This is a genomic window from Pedobacter suwonensis, assembly GCF_007833675.1.
GTDB classification, from domain to species: domain Bacteria; phylum Bacteroidota; class Bacteroidia; order Sphingobacteriales; family Sphingobacteriaceae; genus Pedobacter; species Pedobacter suwonensis.
Map to the genome: position 1 here is coordinate 5252182 of NZ_CP031708.1, position 19773 is coordinate 5271954.

Below are 19773 nucleotides of genomic sequence, written 5' to 3' on the forward strand. Positions count from 1 at the left end.
CATTTACATTAATGCTTAAACCAAATATTTATTGCACACTGATAAACAAACCTATTTCGAAATCATCATGAAATTAATAAAACACCTAATGCTAAGCATCAGCTTTGTCATGTTAAGTTTTTTGGCCATTGCTCAATCTTCTACTAAAACCGTGTGGTTAGATGAGTTAGACTTAAGCAGTGCTACCCAGGGGTATGGAACCCCCAGAAAAAACAAAACCGTTGATGGCAGAACAATGAGTATAGCAGGCAAAACCTTCGAAAGAGGTTTCGGAAGCCATGCAACCAGCCTGTTAACGGTTATTCTAGATGGAAAAGCAAAATCCTTTTCTGCCATGGTGGGCATTGATGATGAAGTGAAAGGACAACAACCAGCAGCCGAATTTGTGGTTATGGGCGACGGTAAGCAACTTTGGAGCAGTGGTATAATGAAAGTAGGAGAGGAAGCTAAATCATGTCAGGTTAACCTGGAAGGGATAAACAAATTAGAACTTATGGTTACAGATGGAGGTAATGGCGATTATTACGATCATGTAAACTGGGCAGATGCTAAGTTTGAGGCGATAGGGGTAAACACCTTCAAAACGTATAATCCAATTTCTTCTACCCCTTATATATTAACGCCAAAACCAGCAGCTTTTCCCAAATTTACCGGAGCAAAAGTATTTGGTGTGCGGCCCGGATCCCCGTTCCAGCATCGGGTTACGGCAACCGGCGAAAGACCTTTGACTTTTACCGCTTTGAATTTGCCTAAAGGATTGAAAATAGACAACAAAACTGGTCTGATTACCGGTAAAATTACGCAAGCGGGAACCTATCTGGTTACCTTAAAGGCGAAAAATGCCAGGGGTACGGCCGAACGAAAATTCAAAATAGTATGTGGCGATCGCATTGCCTTAACGCCTCCAATGGGCTGGAACAGCTGGAACTGTTTTGCCCATGAGGTATCTGCAGATAAAATAAAACGTGCTGCTGATGCTATGGTAAAGAGTGGGTTGATTAATCACGGCTGGACTTACATCAACATTGACGACTTTTGGCAAAACAGCCGCGATTCAAAAGACCCTGACTTACAGGGTAAATTCCGCGATGAGGCAGGAAATATCATAACCAACAAAAGATTTCCGGACATGAAAGGTCTTGCTGATTATGTACATCATCTGGGGTTGAAAATCGGTTTGTATTCTAGTCCCGGACCATGGACTTGCGGAGGCTGTGCCGGTAGTTACGGTTATGAAAAAAACGATGCCAAAAGCTATGCTAAATGGGGTTTTGATTACCTAAAGTATGACTGGTGCAGCTATGGTAACGTAATTGATGGTTTGCCGGATAATGACCCTTATAAAGTTTCATCACTATCTTATAAAGGTGGCGAAAAATTAAATACCGCTGTAAAACCATTTAAAATGATGGGAGATTTTTTACGTGCGCAGCCGAGGGATATTGTTTTTAGTTTATGCCAGTACGGCATGTCTGATGTTTGGAAATGGGGCGATTCGGTACATGGAAGTGCGTGGAGAACGACTAACGATATTACCGACACCTGGTCTAGCGTGAAAAGTATTGCGCTGGCACAAGATCAGGCGGCCCCTTACGCCAAACCAGGCAACTGGAACGATCCTGATATGCTGGTAGTGGGCCAGGTTGGTTGGGGAAATCCTCACCCAAGCAAGTTAAAGCCAGATGAACAATATTTACACATCAGCTTATGGAGCATGTTTGCAGCACCTTTATTGATAGGATGTGATATGGAAAAACTGGATGATTTCACCCTAAACCTGCTTACCAATGATGAGGTAATTGAGATTAATCAGGATCCGCTTGGGAAACAGGGCGTTTGTTTGCAAACTATTGGCGATTTAAGGATTTACGTTAAAGAACTGGAAGATGGAGGAAAGGCTGTTGGTTTCTGCAATTTCGGAACAGAGCCTGTAGATATGGATTATGCAGATTTTAAAAAATTGGGGTTAAAAGGTCGTTTTAGCGTAAGAGATCTATGGAGACAGCAGCAAATAGCTACAGGAGATGCCAACACCTCAAAAATAAAGCTAAAAGTGCCGGCACATGGTGTATTATTGTATAAGTTCTCAGCTTTAAAATAAAATCTGGCGCTCTATCAGATGCCAAACGTAATTAAAACAATTTCTCATTTTGTTTGGCATCTGCTTACACTAAAAATTAACTCCATTTATGAGTTGTTATTGGTGCTGCTGCGGTTGCAATTTTGCCTATAATCGTCGTTTCTTAAGGAAATAAGATTTTAGATGGCATATTTATTGTTTGTGTCAGAAATCTAAACTAATTGATATGAACAGATTAGCGATAGTAGCTATTGTAATGATGTTGTTCTCTGCCTGTGGAGAACGAGCCGGCAAATCGGAACAGAAAGGTAAGCAAGATACAGTAAATGTCGGAGCTGATCAGGACGAGCATGGATGTATAGGCTCAGCCGGGTATACCTGGAGCAAATTGAAAAATGATTGTATACAAATTTTCAATGTTGGATTTCGATTAAATCCGGTAGCCGTTGAAAAGGACAGGGAGATGATCAGCGCTTTCGTGCTGATGAGTGATGACCAGGCTAAAGTAGAGTTGTTTCTGCCAGATGATGATCAGCACTCCGTACTTTTAAATAAAACCGGAGATTTGATTTATGGAAACGGTACTTACCGTTATGATGCGAAGAAATCAATTCTCTACCTTAAAGATCAGGTAGTCTATAAAGGCAATGTGGAATAGCAACATTAGAATATATAAGCCTTTGATAAACATCACCCAACCTGGTTTCAAATGGCTATACTGTGACTACTATTTTGTTAAAGATGAAAAATACGTCTTAAAACTCATCCGTAAAAGCTCATTGAGTCTGGATTTAAGTAAATAAACGTAGATGATATTTACGATTATGCACAAGGTAAAGTTGAGCATAAATTTTAAATGCTTATTGTTTGGATAATCACTAAAATCATCAACTGGCTTTTAACATGTGAAGTGCTGAATAAATAATGAGCACGTTGTTTCTGGGAGTTACACTCGCCAAAAAAGAAATGTCCTGTTAAATTCCTTTTTTACAAAGGAGTTGTATCTTTGGTTATCAACAGTCAAACTTGAATCCTGAACTTTCGGATACTGCCCTTTGGTCCCGCCTACTTAATGGCGAGGAAGATGCCCTGGATCAAATCTATAAGGTACATTTTCAGTCATTATACCAATATGGAATGCGCATGCTCCATCAGGAAGATGAGGTGAAAGATTGTTTGCACAACCTTTTCGTTAAACTTTGGGAAAACCGAAAAACACTCAATCCAACAACGCAGATCCGCTATTATCTGCTCGCTGCCCTTCGCAATACCATCGTTAACCACCGGACAAAGGAATCGAAATACGAGAAAGTGGAAGCAAGCGACGAATATCTTTTTGATTTAAACTTCACCCTTGAATCTGCCTATATCCGCAAAGAAGAAATGAACCAAAAGGCTGTACAACTGGCAGCAGCCATGAATCAGCTGACACCCAGGCAAAAAGAAATTATTTACCTCAAATATTTTGAAGAACTGGATTATAGCCAGATTGCAGAAATTATGGATCTGAGTACCAAGGGTACCTACAAGCTTAGTGCAAGGGCATTAGATGCCTTGCGCGAGATTATGAAAGTAGATAAGACCTCATTGGTATTGTTATTACTCGAATTAAACAAGCTCCATAAATGGCATATCTAAGTGAAGTAATCAGATGGCCTTTATTTATAACGCTGCCAAGCCATTTTTTACCGATGGAAAATATTTTTAAAATAATTTAATTTCCATGGGGTAATTTCCTTTTCTTTCTTGTTTGTATAATAGTATGGCCATCATTGGTCACACTGTTTTATGACCAAACACAACTATACTACCTTTACAACAAGCGATTTTTTAGAAGATCCCGATTTTCTGCGTTATGTAAAATATCAGCTGCCAGAAGATAGGCTTTTCTGGGAAAACTGGCAGAAGGCACAACCGCAAAACCTTGCTGCATTTTCGGATGCCGAATTGCAGCTGCGACTAATGCTCAGTCCCAAGCCTTTTAAAACTTCTCTCCATTTAGAAGAAAACCTGTTAGCAGCCATTCATCAGTCTATCGCAAAGGGACACAGAAAAATAAAAATCAGCAGGCAAAAATACTTTTGGGCAGGAGGGCTGGCCGCCAGTTTAATCGTGGCATTATTTATCGGCTGGTTCCTGAATTCTACCGTGAGTATTCATACGGCTTTTGGCGAACAAAAAAAGATTGCGCTGCCAGATGGTTCTGAGGTGATTTTAAATGCCAACTCTACCTTGAGTTATCCACGGGCTTATGTCTGGAAAGAAAACAGGGCAGTTAAACTGGAGGGTGAAGCCTATTTCAAAGTCAGACACCTCAATCATAACACCGCTCATATCAAAGCCGGCGAATTATTTAAGGCAGAAACCAGGACTATAGAAGTGCAGGTTTTAGGTACTACGTTTAATATAAAGGAAAGACGTGGTATGGCTCATGTTGCCCTGGTTGAAGGCAGTGTGCGGGTACGGGCTGTAAAAACCGGACAGCATTACCAGATGTATCCTGGCAATGTGGTACAGGTAAATAGTCGCAACGGTTTGTTAACGGTAGAAAAGCTTGGTTCGCTACAGCAATCAGCCTGGACAGATGGCCGTTTAATCGTTAACCAAACCACGGTTAACGAAATCCTGCGAAATTTCGAAGATGTTTATGGGTACCGGGTGATTCTGGATGATCCGACACTTGGTGAGAAAAAGATTGATGGCAGCATTTCGATCAAAAGCGAAGAGGGCTTGCTCTTTACCCTGAGCCATATTTTAAATGTAAATATCCAAAAACAAGGCAAGGTTATTTATCTCAAACGCAGATAAATGCCGGCCCATATTATCAACAAACAACCAAACTAATCAAACATGAACAAAAACTTTACCAGACCCATTTATTTTCTGATGGTGGTAGTGCTGGCTTTTGGCGCTGCATTCCAGGCGGCGGCTCAAGATCAGCAAATCAGTCTGCAACAGGCGCTTGATGCCATTTCGAAAAAATACAAAACCAAGTTTGCTTACGAACACAGTATTGTACAGGGAAAAACAGCATCTACGGCAAGTTTGAAAGCAAAATCGGTAGATGAAGCGCTGAAAAATGTATTGTATCCTAACAATTTATTATTCTTATACGTGAGCGAAGGAAATTATACGATTGTAAGCAGAGACGGAAAAAACCTCGATGTAAATGCTCAGACCAACCTGCCTGAGGTAAGCAGTGGTAATAACAGTAAAGAATTTTACATCTCGGGGCAGGTGGCAGATGAAAGCAATAATCCGCTGCCTGGCGTTACCATAAAATCTAACGGATCAAACCGTGTGGTTACTACAGATGGAAACGGAAAGTATGCGATTTTTGTACCAAATACGACTACATCCATTAGTTTTTCTTACCTGGGTTACCAAACCAATAATTTACCCGTAACAGCTAGTACCAAAAACCTGAATGTATTGCTAACTCCTGCAGCAGGTAATCAATTACAAGATGTGAATATCGTTTCAAATGGTTATCAGATATTACCTAAAGAGCGCTCAACCGGAGCAGCATTTGGTGTCACGGCAGAAGACCTGAAAAAAATCCCGACGCCAAACGTGGTGCAGCGCTTAGAATCACTGGTGCCTGGATTAAAGGTAACTTTAAACACGGATAACATATTTACTTATGGAACTACCCAGCAAGGTATTAACTCCGGAACCCGTGCATTAGGCAAGGCCGATTACAACATGGAGATCAGGGGTAGTAATACCTTAAGGGGAGAAACCTTTCCGCTGGTTGTGGTAGATGGTGCGATTATGGAACTCGATTTATCGACGCTCAACCCGAACGATATTGCAAATATTACCTTTCTGAAAGATGCAGCAGCGGCCTCTATCTGGGGAACCCGCGCAGCAAATGGTGTAATTGTAATTACCACTAAAAAAGGTAAAACCGGTCAGGCACCTCAGGTCAGCTTTTCTATGAATGCCGCAGTGGCTAATCGTCCTGACCTTGGTTATCTGAACATGATGAATGCTGCACAGACAATTGCATACGAGCAGGACCTTGTGGCCAAAAACCTGATTTTTGCACCAAGCGCAACTACAGCATTTAGCGGAGCGGTATCAGAAGCCACAGACCTAACTTTTAAGCTAAAAGCCAAAACCATTAGCCAGGCTGATTATGATGGTGCGATCAGTCGTTTGAGCGCGCTAGATAACCGTTCGCAAATCAATGATTACCTGTTGCGCCCTTCCAGTAACCAGCAGTATAATCTCTCGGTATCAGGTGGAGGAAAAAATAGCGATTACTTTTATTCCGCTTCTTACAGCAAAGAAAATCCTTACACAAAAGGTGCTGAGGGCCAGCGCTTAACTTTAGCTATGAACAATAATTTCAAATTGTTTAAAGTAGCCACATTATCTGCAAATTTCAGGGCCTCCTTCTTTAAATATAAAACCGGTGCGGTAAGCCTCACCAACCTGTTATCGCCATCAGCCAGTACCTTTATGCCCTATAGTCAATTTGTAGATGAAAACGGCAACCGGAAGGCTTATTCTACCACTTATTATGCTGGTTGGGTAGATAACCTGCAGAATCAGGGTTACCTGGATTGGAAATATAGTGTGCTTGATGAGATGGATAATGTGGACAATTTACAAAGTGAAAACAACTATAATTTTAACCTGAACCTGAATGTTCCTGTTTTTAAAGGTTTATCAGCCAATGCTTTTTTTGCGAATGAAAGAAGTTTTGGGAATACCCGTAACTATTATAGCGAGGCTACTTTTTTCTACCGTAACCTGGTAAATACTTATACCCCGATTCCAACTTCAGGAAGAGCCGTTAATTCCATCGGACTTTCTCCGGGAAGTGGCATTTTAAACAACCTGAACGGATACAACAACAATTACACCTTACGTGGGCAATTGAACTACGATCATATATTTAGTACTGATCATCAGTTAACGGCCATTGCCGGTTCAGAAATCCGTCAAACTAAAGTGGGGCAGGGAACCAGCGTATTATACGGTTACAATACCGGAAATGGTATTTCAAGACCGGTGAATTTCTTTACGCCTTATGCCACTATACAGGGTTTTAACCAAGGTATTCCAGGCAGCCCTTCACAACAGGATAAAGTAAGAAGATACCTGTCTTATTATAGTAATGCGGCTTATACCTACAAGGGAAAATATACCTTATCCGGAAGTGTGCGTTACGATGATTACAATAACTTTGGGGTTGATCGTAAATTCAGGGCAACGCCGCTATGGTCGTCCGGATTAAAATGGGATGTCAAAAAAGAATCGTTCCTAAAAGCACAAAACTGGTTGAACAGCTTAAGCCTGCGCGCTACTTATGGAGTGAATGGAAACATTTCTACTGATACCTTTCCGTTTACCTATATCAGCCTGGGTTCGGGAGACGGTGTAACAGGTTTACCCAATGCCAATATCATCGCACCAGCTAATCCGGAGTTGAGATGGGAAAAAACCTATGTGGCAAACTTAGGTATAGACTTTGCCTTACTGGATAGCCGTTTATCAGGTTCGGTAGATGTGTATAGCAAAAGAGGTAAAGATCTGTTTTATGAGTTCCCAATTAATGGTACTTATGGCTTTACTTCCATCAACAGAAACGTCGCTTCCATGTCGGGCAATGGTGCAGAGTTTAACCTGAATGGAACTGTGATCCGCGAAAAGGATTATGAATGGAATGCCGGTTTAAATTTTGCTTACAACACCAATAAAATTACCGATACCCGTTTTATCGTAAACTCGTCTTTCCTGTCTAACCCTGCTTTCGGCAGCGTACCGCTGGATGGTTATCCCAACGACAAGATATTTGTGTTCCGCAATGCCGGTTTAGATGCCAATGGTTTAACCCAGGTTTTTGACCAGAATGGAAATAAGGTAAGTGCCGGCCAGAATGTATCGTCTATTAATGCGCTGGTATATGCTGGGCGCAGAACTCCGCCATACTTTGGGAGTTTTAATACATCATTTAGGTATAAAGCCTTCACCTTAATGGCCGTGGCCACTTATCAGTTCGGTAACGTATTTATGCGCCCAACCATTTCGGCATATCCTTCTTCCCGTCAGGGCTTGAAATATGATCTGAATGAAGACATCACTAGACGCTGGATCAAAGCAGGAGATGAAGCTTTTACCAATGTACCTGGTGCGGCAGGAGCCCTGGCACCAACCAGCTTACTGCGCTATCAGCAATCGGATATCAATGTTTTAAAAGGCGATTATATCCGCCTGCGTGAATTGGCCTTAACCTATCATGTTCCGGTAGAACAACTGAAGTTTATCAGGTCTGCAAATGTAGGCTTCTCTATAAGGAACCTGGGCTTACTTTGGAGAGCCAATAAAGAAGGACTGGATCCGGATTTTGTGGGTGGTTTAAACTCCTCTACATTGGGGCTTCCTTCACCGGTATCCTATAATTTCTCCCTTAACCTTAACTTTTAAACTGAACCAAAATGAATACATCGTATAAAATCTTTGGATTTCTTTTAACCGTAGCCACATTGACCGGCTGTAAGAAATTTGTCGACATTAAGACCCAGGGGCAGCTAGTACCCAATCAAACCATTAATTACCGCTACCTGCTCAATAACACGTCTAATTTTGAAACGGTAGCTAACCTTTCTGATTTTGCCTCTTCTGATATCAGCCTGAATGATGCAGCGCAACAGACAGCACTTAGCGGAACCTTAAGTTACAATTACTTTGTGGGCAGTTATACCTGGCAACAGGTTATCTATCCTTTGGGATCGAATGTGGAACAAGACCTGAACTGGAACCGTTTGTATACCAATGTTTTGAATTGTAATACCATCATTAACGAATTGCCAGGCAGTAATGGCAACCAGGCAGATAAAGATGCTTTAACTGCTGAAGCCTTGGTACACCGTGCAGATACCTACCTGAACCTGGTAAATACCTATGCCAAACCCTACAATGCCGCAACAGCAGCAACCGACCTGGGCGTGCCATTGATCCTGGTACAAACCTTGAGTCAGAAATTAAACCGTGCCTCTGTACAGGAGGTGTATAACCAGATCATCAGCGACCTGACTAAAGCTATTCCGGCGCTGCCGCAAACGCAAGCCTATAATACCCTGCCGTCAAAAGCTTCGGCCTATGGCGAACTGGCCCGCTGTTACCTGATGATGAAGGATTATACCAATGCTGGCATATATGCAGATGAAGCCCTTAAATTAAGAAGTACCCTGAATGATTTGTCAACCATCACAGCCGTGAGCAATGCAAATTATTCGAGAAGAATTGCAGATCCGGAAATATTGCTTTCTAAAGTGCCTTTAAATAATTCTTTAAATTTCTTTCCTACGGTATTAAAACCCAGTGATGAATGGTTTAACCTGGTAGGTACCAAAGATCAGCGGTATACACTATTTACCGTACCTGCATCTACGGTTTCGACCAGTTTGAGCGGACGCGTTTACATGAAGGAAAAGGCCATTGGCGAAACACGGAATGAAGGTCCTTCTGTGCCAGAAATGATGCTGATCCGTGCTGAAGCTTATGCACGTGCCGGCGATGCCGCCAATGCAATGATCTGGGTAAACAACCTTCGTATAAAAAGATTTAAAACTGCAGATTATACACCTTTGACGGCCACTGATGGCAATGACGCGCTAAACAAGGTTATTGATGAGCGCCGCCGTGAGTTTTTTGGTATTTCGCTTCGCTGGTGGGATATGCGCAGGTTAAATAACGAAGCGAATTTTCAGCGTACTTATACAAGGGTATTTAATGGTACTACCTATACGCTGGCGCCAAACAGTAACCGTTATGTATTTCCAATTGCTGAATATTTCCGTTCATTGAACCCTGAACTGGAACCCAACCCATAATTATTATAAATGATATAAGGATGTAATTTTGAGTCTGATTTGTCATGTTGATCCTGTCGAAACGCCTTATAAAAATTAAAATTGCGTCTTTCAACAAGCTACCATTGACAGCATCCAAAAAAGGGCGTCATTGCGAGGAGAAACGACGAAGCAATCTATCATGCTAGAGATTCTTGCTATAAAAATTGCTTCGTCGGCTGAAAAAGCCTTCTCGCAATGACGATTCCTCAAAAAGATTTATTTCCATTAAAACCTACTGTCATTTATATTGATTTTTATAAGATAAATTATCCCTCAGGATGACATTTATACCCATAGTAAAATCTCACTTAATTAAAAAACATGTTAAAAAAAATCCTGTTTCTGCACATTTTACTGGCGTTCTCCCTTGCTGTTTTTGCGCAATCTCCTGCAGCTTTTAAGGTATCTCCTGAAAGGCCTGAAAGTGGTAAGGCCTTAACCATAACTTACGATGCTTCGCAGACCGTATTATCGGGTAAAAAGCAGGTAAGTGCAGTTGTTTACCAGTATATTAATTACAAATGGAAAGCTGCTGACCTAAAATTGGAAAGCGTGCAAAACCTTTGGAAGGCAACTTTTAATGTGCCCGCAGATTGTGGTTTTCTGGGTTTTAAATTTACTTCCGGAGACCAGATTGATAACAATCAGGACCAGGGCTATTTTGTGATGTTATCTGACGCTAAGCGTAAAGGGCTGATTGCTCCGGGTGGCTATGCCGGTTGGGGCATGGCCCGTTCACCAAAATATGGCATGGATATCCCGAATTATATCAAATTTGAAGGCATCAGCGATTCGGCTACCTATCATTGGCTTAACCAGGAAATCAGTTACAATCAGCCATCAAAGTCTATGCTGGCTTATCCCTACGCTTCAGCGCTAAAAAATACTTATAAAGATAGTGCAACGCCGCGTTTACAGCGGGTAATGGCTTACTTGAAAAGGCCTGAGGCTAGTGAACTGGACTTGTTCAATGGACGCCGGATAGCACAATATCTTTTAAATGATAAAAATCTGGCTGATTCTATTGAAAAAGTCTGGGCGCAACGTTTTCCAAAAGGAAGCCTCGCCCGAATAGCGGCCTATAAAAATATTGGACAAAGCCGTGATATAGCTATAATTTTGGCTGCATCAGAAAAGTTTCTGGAAGATTTCCCCGAATATAAAAGCAGCCCGGAAATAGATTCCCAGAATCGCATCAGTTATGGCATGGTTTATCAAAATATCATGGTGTTTGGTGCCATGCAACATCCGAACGGCAATGAAGTAGCGCATTATGTAGATTCTTTATCGTTCGAAGCCCTGCCAAATGTATATTATAAGCTGATCCAGATTCCTTATGACAAAGGGAATCTCAATCGTTTAAAGGAATATTCAGATCTGCTGGTGAAAAGATTTGAATACTTTAAAACGCATCGGCCTGAAAGTATGGCCTACCTCTCGCCAATAGAATGGCAGAAAGAATATCAGCGGCTTTTTGTACTTAATGTGTCAAGGGTATACGCTGGTTTACTTAATAAGGCTGGTCTTTATGCTCAGGCGCTTCGCATTACACAAGAGGCACAACAAATTCAGCATTATAAGCAGGCTGCGATCAATAATGAGCAGGCCATTGCCCTTCAAAAACTGGGTAAAAGTGCTGAACTCGAAAAACTGCTGATCAAAAGCATGTTCGAAAATCAAAGTTCGACTGAAATGACGGCCATGCTCAAAGCTTTATACATCAAACGGAAAAAATCAGCTGCCGGTTTTGAGGCTTATGTGGAATCGCTTAAAAATCCTGCAGATCTGCAGAAAAATCAGGAAGAACTAAAAGCCAGGATGATTAAAAAGGAAATGCCTGCATGGAGCATGAAAGATCTGAAAGGAAATACCGTTACCCTAGCCGCGCTTAAGGGAAAAACGGTTGTAATGGACTTTTGGGCCACCTGGTGTGTACCCTGTAAAGCTTCCTTCCCAGGTATGAAACTGGCCGTAGAGAAGTATAAAAACGATCCGGATGTGGTTTTCCTTTTTGTGGATACTGAAGAATATAAAGCCGGCTTCCAGGCAGAAGTAGCTAAATACATCAAAGATAATCAATATCCCTTTAAGGTTTTGTTTGATAACCAGACCGAAGGTGCTAAAACCAATGATGAAGTATTTAGCCGCATAGCCAAAACCTTTAGTATTTCGGGGATTCCGCAAAAGCTGATCATTGATCGAAACGGCTATTTAAGGTTTATTTCCATTGGCTACGGGGGGAGCGCGACGGCCCTGGCCGATGAAATTTCAAGCCTGATTGAACTCACCAAAAGCGCAAACTAATGGAAAGAAAAATCATCTCCTTATTCGTGCTGTTGTTATTTGGTCATTTTACATATGCGCAAAGTTATCGTTCAGAAGACGTAATCTTTAGTTCGGCAAAAGACAGCATCACTTACGGTGGAACTTTAACCATTCCATCGGGCAAGGGTCCATTTACTGCGATCGTAATGGTTTCCGGTACGGGAAAACAAGACCGTGATGGTACCATGGGTGGGCACAAGATATTCCAGGATATTGCAGATGGGTTATCCAAAAACGGTTATGCCGTACTCCGGCTTGATGATCGGGGCGTTGGTAAAACCACCGGTGTGTACGAAAAGGCCACGACACTTGATTTTGCCAATGACGCCCTTGCTGCGGTAGCCTATCTACGGGGCCGTAAAGAAATTAACGCCAAAAAGATCGGTTTGCTGGGTCATAGTGAAGGGGGCATTGCCATCAGCATTGCAGCGTCAAATAGCAAACAAGTCGCTTTTTTGATTAGTATTGCCGGGCTGGCTTCCAACGGACTGGATGCTTTGATCAGGCAAAACCGAGATCTGGTTGCAAACGCCCAGCTGCCAGATTACGATAAAGCCCGTTCTAACCAGATCAATGAATTGATGTTTCAAACGGCCTATAAATATGCAGACTCCGCCAATATCGAGGCAAAATTAAATGAAACCTATAACCTGTGGAAGGTAAAAGATGATGCTTATTTCAAAACGTTAAACCAACCTTTTGATCACTTCCGCTTTCCGATATATAGTTATGTGAAAATGGCTACAAGTTCCTGGTACCGCTTTTTTATTCAATATAATGCGGTGAAAACCCTGGCGCAGATTAAGGTGCCTGTATTGGCTTTAAATGGCGACAGTGACCTCATGGTGGCCGGAAAGGAAAACCTGCAGCACTGGAAGGAATATACGCGTCAGGGTGGAAATACCGATGTAGAAACGGTGCTGATTCCCAATTTAAATCATTTGTTTTTACCCTGTGTTACCTGTAACCAGGCTGAAATTCCTACGATTAAAGCCGGCTTTTCAGATGTAGCCATGAAGCTTATGATTGATTGGTTGAAGAAAAAATTTTAGATGATGACAGGGTGGTGATTTACCAGTTCAGCAAGGTAATCATGATCTATACTGAACTGGTTAATCCTGGTCAAAACACCATCTTAGGCAGAGGCTGACCCGATAAAAATTTGCTTTTTGAATTGTTGGTGAAAATCTGGCAACTTCGATTTTATGTAAGATGAGCTAAATAATGCAGATTTCTTTTTGAATAATGGCCAACACCAACTTACTATCGTTTTATAGTAATATGACCTTCGATTTCCAGCAACTCGTTGGCAAAGTCTGGTGCCGACAATAGTGAAGAGATTTCCTGTTTCACCTGTTTTAGTGCAGAAACTTTTTGCTCAATCTCCCTGGCGTCTCCTGGTTTACCTTCATGAATTGCGATAAGCTGCAAATTATGGAAATTAATTTTGGTATTATAAAAGTTAAATAAAATTGACTTTGCGTCTTCCACGGTAAACTTTCCCTGGATAAGTGTAAACTGATTGTTGTGTTGCATATTATTTTAAAATTTGATATTGGTTAGTTTTTATTTACTAGGTGTTCACCAGAACTATGCCTTGCACAAGGGTTTTTTTTAATAGATTGCTAAAGTTTGAAGATAGCAAACGAGTAACTGTTTCTTGTTCGCTGATCCGATGCTCAAGTGATCGTAGCTTTAATTTTTTAAAAACGGTAATGTGATTAGGTTAGCTACTGTCCCTGGCCAAGAGAAAATGCATCTACACCGTCAAAGGCATACAGGTTTTCGCTTTTGATCACCTCAAGTCCAGCCAAAGTAGCAGTAAGAAACAGGCCAATAATTTTTCTCTGGTCAATAGAGGTATCTATGGCTGGCATGAACCGGCATCTCCAGTGATCAGTACAGAAAGTTTCGGGGAATCCACCAGGCCAAACCTTAATTCCCCTATTGGTAATCATCGAAAGCTCAATTCCTGCTGTCTCGATCGTTTTAAGTTTCGCTGCAAGCGCATCCGGGCTGTTGCCTGTCCAATGAAAAAAGATGTCTATTCCCTTAAGTTCTTTAGTCTTCTGAGGCTTTCTCACGTATTTTGGAAGTTTAAGTGCCGAACTGCCTGTGTAGGAAACTGGTTGAAGTATTGAAGGCTTTAGGCCGAGATTGTCTATCACCGCACTGGCAAATGCTTTGGTACCTACAAGGATACTACTCTTTCCCGGTTTATAAATATCTTGTGTATGCACACCATCTTCAATCGTTTTAAGCCAGGCATTATGGATTTTTTCTGCCGCTTGAGCCTGCCCAATATGGTTTAGCATCATTATTGCACCGTGAATCAGGCCCGAGGGATTTGCTACATCCTGTCCCGCAATTGTAGGTGCAGAACCATGAATGGCTTCGAACATTGCGCAAGATTCGCCAATATTAGCAGAACCGCCGAGGCCAACGGATCCGGTAATCTGGGCCGCAACATCACTTAAGATATCTCCATAAAGATTTGGCATCACAATCACTTCAAAACATTCTGGTGTATCTGCCAGCTTAGCTGCACCGATATCCACAATCCAGTGTTCTTTTTCTATATCAGGATATTCGTTCCCGATCTCATTAAACACCTGGCGGAACATTCCGTCGGTTTGTTTCATGATGTTATCTTTGGTAAAGCATGTCACTTTCTTTTTGTTGTTTTGCAAAGCATATTCAAAAGCGTATCTCACTATCTTTTCGCAACCAGGGCGACTGATGAGTTTAAGGCACTGGACAACTTCATCGGTCTGTTGATGCTCAATACCTGCATATAGATCCTCTTCATTTTCTCTTACAATCACCACATTCATTTCGGGATGTTTGGTTTCAATAAAGGGATGAAGACTTGCGCATGGTCTTACATTGGCATAAAGGCCAAGGAATTTTCTGGTACTTACATTTATACTTTTATATCCGCCGCCTTGTGGAGTGGTCACGGGGCCTTTTAAAAATATTTTATTCTTTCTGATGATTTCCCAGGCTGCAGCATCTATACCAGAGGAGTTACCATTTAAGTACACCTTTTCACCAATATCAACGTAATCCATTTGGATTTCGGCTCCTGATGCTCGTAAAATGGAAAGTGTTGCCTCCATTATCTCGGGGCCGATACCGTCACCCTTTGCAATTGCGATTCTTGTCATAAGATTAAATTATTTACTGATGCAAAGTTGAAGTCTAATTTTCATATATTTTCATTTATATTTGCGATAGAAAACATAAAATTATTTTATGAATTATACGTTGCACCAGCTTCAGATATTTCTGAAAATCACTCAAACCAAAAGCATTACCAAAGCCGCTCAGGAACTCCATCTTACACAGCCGGCCGTATCCATACAATTAAAAAATCTGCAAGACCAGTTTGATATCCCACTTACAGAAGTAATGGGAAGGCAATTATATGTAACCGACTTCGGAGCTGAGATTGCCATTGCTGCAGAAAAAATACTTGGGGAAGTTTATGCGATTAATTACAAGACTATGGCTTATAAAGGTCAGCTAAGCGGCAGGCTCAAGCTTTCGGTGGTGTCTACAGGTAAATATGTAATCCCTTATTTTCTGTCAGATTTTCTGAAACAGCACCAGGGTATAGAACTTGTGCTTGATGTGACCAATAAGGCCAGGGTAATAGAAAGTCTCGAAAAAAACGAGGTCGATTTTTCCTTAGTCTCTGTATTGCCGGAGAAACTCGTGGTAGAGTCCATAGAGCTTATGCAGAACAAACTTTATCTTGTCGGATCCGGACGGGAACCCCAGCCAGTTAAGGCCAATACTTACGAAGTGCTTGAAACGCTTCCTATCATCTACAGGGAACAAGGCTCAGGCACAAGGTATACGATGGAGCGATACATTTCCAAGCATAACCTCAATGTGAAGAAAAAAATGGAACTTACTTCAAATGAAGCCGTAAAACAAGCAGTTGTAGCCGGTCTTGGCTATTCTATTATGCCACTGATTGGCATCAAAAACGAACTCCTGAATGGCGAGTTATGTATTATTCCTGTAAAAGGGTTGCCGCTCAGTTCAGTCTGGAACATGATTTGGTTAAAAAACAAGTCCTTTTCGCCAGTAGCGGCCGCTTTCTTGTTGCATCTTCAAAAGGAAAAAACCAGGATCATTGCCGATAAGTTCTCCTGGTTTGAGCAGTTTGTTGCCAGGCAGAATAGTTGAAAGCTATTAACCTGAATCCGATAATTATTTGTTAAAAATAGTGTTTTGAAAGCAATAAGTTTATAAGTTGCTAAATAGCTAACGGAGTGCTTTGAAACTGCTCATGGATTACAATAGTCGCAATATCGCGGATCTTCATTCCTTTTTTCATGCGGATAAAGTTGCTCTTCGGTATGATTGCATTTTTGGCATGTATACGTATGCGAAAGCGTATTTTTTGTCGGAAGTCTACATTCAGCACAGGGGAGTCCTGGATTTACTTTTGAAACATCATACCCGGGAAAACTACATTGAGGACATATACGCAATATGCTTTGGACAAGCTTTTCTCCTGCCTCAGCAATAACGGCCATACGCATAGGATTGTACATGGCCCGCATATCGGTCTCCAAAACAACCGATCCATATTCCCTTAAGTATCTATTAAAATATCCTCTTAGTATTTCCCAATCCTGAATCCCCTTTTTTACCTGCGTACGTTGCTGGTTTGAAATGATAAGCCCGTGACCGGGAAACCTGGCTGAATTGGCAAAATGAGCAGCAGTTTCCCAGTCAGTAAAGGTTTTTGCACCAAAGTTTGTTTTCAGGCTAACAATCCTCGTCCTTACACAGATATCATTTTCAAGGTCCATAAATACAAGTATTTCCTCGTTGGCAGGTGTAAAATAAATGGTTGGGTGAGGGCCGAAAGATCCTTCACTTGCTACGGCCAAACCACAGCCAACGATGCGGCAAGCATCCAGGCATTTTGCTTTTGCTGCCTCGAGTGGATCCATTTTACGCAGTATTTCTCCGGAAAAAGTTCCGTAGAGATCTGTATTGAAACTTTCCGGAACGATGGTTTCTACACCAAGTGCTTTTTCAAGTATTGGACTTAATACGCTTTCCTTACCATGCATGGTAGCTATAACCAGCTTTCTTCCTTTAAAATTCAAGATTTAGTTTTTATTTATTTCAAACCATAGATAATCTATGCAAAGTAGCCGGCTCTTCACAATCTATCAACAACCAGCTTTCATCACTTTGATAAAGATGGATTTGATTGTCATCTTGTGGATTTATGACCAAAAGGTATATCCATTCGTTGATAATGAGTTGCTTTAGCTGAGCATTTTTTAAGAGTATCTGTTCAATTCTTTCAAGCGGCGCCTGGATAATAACAGATAGCCTAAGGGGCTGATGGTAAATGGTGCGGTCAGAACTATTAACCGACTGCAGCGGAAGCCCATACTTAAGGTCTCCTCCATTGCCCCTCATCACACCGAACCTTCCGGTAACATTGTGGGTTATTTTTGACCCTCCGCCAAATTTTTCATTATCTACTGTAGAAAAATAATAGTGGTTGTTGATCCATTGGGTAACAACCATTGGACCCTGCATAATCATTTCCAGGGAAAGTCCGTCATGGTCCGTTTCCCAGTCATAAGAGTGCAAAAAACACCTGCCTTTTAGATTCAGCTCTCTGGTAACGTTGCGAGGTGCAATGATGAAGCCGGCATTTCCGGCAAGCCCCCATTCAGGCCTGGTTTCTGCCCAGTTTGTTGATTTTTTATGTGCGAGATCCATCCCGTTTTTCTCTTTAAGCCTTTCTGCGATGGCTTGTTGCTGAACCTCTTTCAGATCTGATTTGAGCAACCTGATCATTAAATGATGTGATGCAGGCGCTTCTATGTCGAAAAGTTCCAATTCATCAGTAACAGTATTGTGCTCAGCACCCAAAAAGAAGGTCTGCTCTGGAATATCTATGTTAAATTCGGTTCTAAGCAGTGTCCTGACTTCCGGATGATTGGCCAGTGTGGCCAGCATTCTGGCGTTGTGACGGCCCGGACTTGCCGCACAGGCTCCGCAATCTAAACTTGACGCAAATGGATTGTTAACGGAATGGCTCCCATGGCCCGCAAAGACAACCAATGGCGCAAAATCTTTCCAGCCTAACAGCGCAAAGGCCGACTTTACAATGGCTGCTTTTTCCCTGATTTTTAGCTGCTTCTCTGTGCTTTTATTGTGGTTTGCATTTAACTGTGTTATGCAGCTATTTTCATGGCCTGGTTTATTTACTAATCTCGTTGAATTTCTTAGTCCTCGCCATAACAGTGCCATTCCATAGAAAAGACCGGTTCCCTCTACGTAGCCAAAAGCCGAAGGAAGCATATTTTTCATGCGCTGACCGAGGAAATCCATAAATGCCTTAACGCCGATTTTCTGATGATAAGCCGACATTTCCGAAGCCCTTCCCGGTAATGGCTTCTCTGAAATCGTGTATGCTGAGGAAAGAATAGGTGGACATGATTTACGCAAGAGGCCCGTACCCGGATCCTCGTAATCAGCCGCTATTCCAAAAAAACCTGCATAACCAAAAGTTTCATATTCTCGTTTCGCTTCAATATGCCTCCTGATAAGCTCAGACCTGGTATCAATACAAAAAACAAATTGGGCCAAAGGTTTTGTTTTCGTTTGACTTTCAATTTTCATTTGCTTCAAATTGTTGCCGATAGCTTTCCCCAGACTCATTTGCCAGCTTTTTTCCCAGGCTTTTAGCCATAACATTTTTAAACTGAACATATCATTCTGTTTTTGATCTGTAGTTCGTTTAGTATAGATGCCGCACGCGATCTTATTGGCTATACATAAACGCACTGCCAGGTAATCCTTCAGGGTGATTGGGTACTTCTGCTGCCATGGTGAGCATTCACTCATTCTGTATTTAATGTAACCGGCCCAGCCTGGCATAGCTGCGAGGTGCTCGGTAAAGATGCTCACACACTCCTGGTACGAATAGCCCATCAGGTAAGCCGAAAGCGCCTGGTCTGCTGTTTCCGGTATTTCATTCTCTGAGCTAATTCCAATCTCCTGATCATAGATGCCCAGTTTGCGCCAACAAGAAAAAAAGCCATTTTCCCGTCCGGGCATTTCCCATTCCCCCATGCCTTCATCCATAAAGGCACAAAGCCACTTGGCAATAATCCTGTCTAGCTTACGGTTTTCGTTAACTGGTTTGCTATCTTTTAACCGTTCCATTTCTTTGAGGTAAAATTCGCTCTGCTGATGTAACCCAGCTTCTTCCAGCATCTTCTTTAGGATATGATTATTGATTTCTCCAGAGCCCCAGGCCTGAGCGAACATTGAGGATGAAGGAAGAACGGAGGCATCAAGGTATTTGCTTGCTTTCCTGATCGCCTGCCCGAAAGTTTTGTCCTCATAGCCAGATAGGGGATTGGAGGTTACAAAGCCATAAAGCGGCCAGGTTTTTCCAATTACCGATGATGCTTCTTCGATACTGGCTGTAAAATCTGAATTGATCAT

Annotated in this window: 13 protein-coding genes; 9 read left to right on the plus strand and 4 right to left on the minus strand. The window is 41.8% G+C overall.

Annotated elements, in window-relative coordinates; genetic code table 11:
• The first annotated feature begins 31 nt into the window (after window positions 1-31).
• From DV942_RS21600 to DV942_RS21635, 8 genes are all read left to right on the plus strand, one after another.
• The gene (locus tag DV942_RS21600; RefSeq protein ID WP_244950772.1) at window positions 32-2101 is read left to right on the plus strand and encodes an NPCBM/NEW2 domain-containing protein; all 2070 of its coding nucleotides are present in this window, start codon (window positions 32-34) and stop codon (window positions 2099-2101) included.
• Window positions 2102-2306: 205 nt separating this feature from the next.
• Window positions 2307-2738 (plus strand): hypothetical protein, encoded by a 432-nt coding sequence (locus DV942_RS21605; RefSeq protein ID WP_145860970.1) that lies wholly within the window; start codon window positions 2307-2309, stop codon window positions 2736-2738.
• A 368-nt stretch (window positions 2739-3106) separates the two neighbouring features.
• Entirely contained in the window at window positions 3107-3718 is a 612-nt protein-coding gene (locus tag DV942_RS21610) for an RNA polymerase sigma factor (protein WP_186462373.1), read from the plus strand.
• Between the two features lie 150 nt (window positions 3719-3868).
• Window positions 3869-4888 carry a FecR family protein gene (locus DV942_RS21615; RefSeq protein WP_145860974.1) on the plus strand — a complete coding sequence of 340 codons (1020 nt, stop codon included), beginning with the start codon at window positions 3869-3871 and terminating at the stop codon, window positions 4886-4888.
• 42 nt (window positions 4889-4930) lie between these two features.
• Window positions 4931-8518: a SusC/RagA family TonB-linked outer membrane protein gene (locus tag DV942_RS21620; protein WP_145860976.1), complete on the plus strand. Its 3588-nt coding sequence runs from the start codon at window positions 4931-4933 to the stop codon at window positions 8516-8518.
• 11 nt (window positions 8519-8529) lie between these two features.
• On the plus strand, window positions 8530-9927 hold the full coding sequence (locus DV942_RS21625) for a RagB/SusD family nutrient uptake outer membrane protein (RefSeq protein ID WP_145860979.1): 1398 nt from the start codon (window positions 8530-8532) through the stop codon (window positions 9925-9927).
• A gap of 342 nt (window positions 9928-10269) precedes the next feature.
• A complete protein-coding gene (locus DV942_RS21630; RefSeq protein WP_145860981.1) occupies window positions 10270-12252 on the plus strand; it encodes a TlpA family protein disulfide reductase in 1983 nt (660 codons plus the stop codon).
• A complete protein-coding gene (locus tag DV942_RS21635; RefSeq protein WP_145860983.1) occupies window positions 12252-13325 on the plus strand; it encodes an alpha/beta hydrolase family protein in 1074 nt (357 codons plus the stop codon). Before DV942_RS21630 ends, DV942_RS21635 begins: the two co-directional genes overlap by 1 nt.
• A 211-nt stretch (window positions 13326-13536) precedes the next feature.
• Here the strand turns inward: DV942_RS21635 and DV942_RS21640 are convergent, their stop codons facing one another.
• Complete coding sequence (locus DV942_RS21640; protein ID WP_145860985.1) at window positions 13537-13809, minus strand: hypothetical protein; 273 nt, start codon at window positions 13807-13809, stop codon at window positions 13537-13539.
• Window positions 13810-14003: 194 nt separating this feature from the next.
• The gene (locus DV942_RS21645; protein WP_145860987.1) at window positions 14004-15440 is read right to left on the minus strand and encodes an NADP-dependent isocitrate dehydrogenase; all 1437 of its coding nucleotides are present in this window, start codon (window positions 15438-15440) and stop codon (window positions 14004-14006) included.
• Window positions 15441-15528: 88 nt separating this feature from the next.
• On the opposite strand from DV942_RS21645, the gene DV942_RS21650 reads away from it, so the two are divergent.
• Window positions 15529-16470, plus strand: a complete 942-nt coding sequence (locus tag DV942_RS21650) for a LysR family transcriptional regulator (RefSeq protein WP_145860989.1) — start codon at window positions 15529-15531, stop codon at window positions 16468-16470.
• A gap of 101 nt (window positions 16471-16571) precedes the next feature.
• Here DV942_RS21650 and DV942_RS21655 read toward each other — a convergent pair whose 3' ends face one another.
• Both DV942_RS21655 and DV942_RS21660 read right to left on the minus strand, forming a co-directional pair.
• Window positions 16572-17405: a DUF6671 family protein gene (locus DV942_RS21655; protein WP_222431131.1), complete on the minus strand. Its 834-nt coding sequence runs from the start codon at window positions 17403-17405 to the stop codon at window positions 16572-16574.
• 19 nt (window positions 17406-17424) lie between these two features.
• Window positions 17425-19773: a DUF2309 domain-containing protein gene (locus tag DV942_RS21660; RefSeq protein WP_145860993.1), complete on the minus strand. Its 2349-nt coding sequence runs from the start codon at window positions 19771-19773 to the stop codon at window positions 17425-17427.